General features: G+C 53.9%; 2 protein-coding genes. One reads left to right on the forward strand and one right to left on the reverse strand.

The window, feature by feature from the left end:
- The first annotated feature begins 110 nt into the window (after positions 1-110).
- A complete protein-coding gene (locus BOA8489_RS20005; RefSeq protein ID WP_093976060.1) occupies positions 111-521 on the forward strand; it encodes a c-type cytochrome in 411 nt (136 codons plus the stop codon).
- A gap of 177 nt (positions 522-698) precedes the next feature.
- Here the strand turns inward: BOA8489_RS20005 and BOA8489_RS20670 are convergent.
- Positions 699-1,346, reverse strand: a 648-nt coding sequence (locus tag BOA8489_RS20670; protein WP_217897986.1) for a DUF6639 family protein, incomplete at its 5' end; no start/stop codon positions are given.

A 1,346-nucleotide genomic window follows, 5' to 3' on the forward strand; every position in this document is an offset into this window, starting at 1 on the left:
TCAATGGGCGTGCCGCTCACCAGAATAATTGATTGTTGATAAATATCACGTACGCATAGAACTTCTTACACTACTGGTTGAGGTATTTTCACGCTAATGGAGGATATCTCATGAGGCTCAAGTATTTTGTGGCAACAGCCATTCTGGCATTCGCTCCAGCCGTATCTTTTGCTCAGTCGGTAGGTGAGGCAGAATACATGAACAGCTGCGCTGCATGCCATGGTGCAGACGGAACTGGTGGAGGACCGATGGTCGGCTACCTGATGGGCTCCATGCCCGATCTAACAACCTTATCAGAAAGTAACGGCGGCGTTTTTCCGGTTACGAAAGTGTACTCCACAATTGACGGGACGATGACCTCCGGACCCCATGGATCACGCGAAATGCCTGTTTGGGGACAGCGCTACGCGCTCAGAGGTGGAGAAAACGCAAATCCGGACTTCCGAGCAGAAGAAGCGGAAGTGTTCGTTCGATTTCGGGTTCTCGCTCTGACCGAATATCTGGCTAGCATCCAGAATTAGTAAGGGTCTTCGCTCCCAGGTGGTGGCCAATGCTTGGTATGGCGTTACCAGGTAATTGGTGTAGCCTATTCATTGATTTCCCGCGTCGGGCGATTAATGGGAGCGCTTTTCCTTATCTTTGCCCGATCGGCGTGTCGCCGCTTTTCAAAAATATGCGTGCCCAAAATTGAGAGCGTTTTAGGGGAAGTGGAGAGGCGTACCTAGGATGACGCGGCCCTCAATAACATCTCGGGCGAACCTGCAACCGTTCTCGGGCGCGCTATAGTGGAGCCAGACCGCGCTGGCGAAGCGACCCGGAACAAAGCGGTAGATGACCATGTTAAACGTGTCGAGCGATTTCGCGGGCCTCGTTCCATTCGTTTCCAAAAAGGCGGCCCGCTCGTCATTGGTCATCGCCTCAATTTGAAACGCAAAGGCAAGGTATTCATGAGCCGCCGCGCTAATCGGGCTGTCTTCTGTCATATGTTCAAGGAGGGCGTGGGTCATTTCGTGCCTGAGGATCGAAACGAAGGCTTCCTCGGGCCTAAGGCCTTTGTAGATGAAGCCGGGGACTTCACGGGCCGCAAGCGTTTCGGGCAAGACGATCATTACCTCGTCTCTCTCACAATGGAAGGCGCCAACACAGTTCGCAGGCAGCCCCTCAATCGCTGGCACAGCAGTCACGCTAATTGGGCGTGTCGGAAAAATTCCGCAGGCACTTAGCCGAGCGACGTGGTCGGTCGCTGTCCTGCAAATCAGATCAAAGAGACCTGCTTCAGGGGCCGTCGCGGTCACATTGAGACCGGGGCATATCCCAGAAGTTTTCGGCGTGTCAGCCAGTCCAGC

Source organism: Boseongicola aestuarii, from assembly GCF_900184815.1.
In the GTDB taxonomy this organism is placed as follows: domain Bacteria; phylum Pseudomonadota; class Alphaproteobacteria; order Rhodobacterales; family Rhodobacteraceae; genus Boseongicola; species Boseongicola aestuarii.

What these genes read in the sequence shown, in the direction of transcription:
- BOA8489_RS20005 (WP_093976060.1), top strand. Translation starts at nt 111, where the DNA reads ATGAGGCTCAAGTATTTTGTGGCAACAGCCATTCTGGCATTCGCTCCA.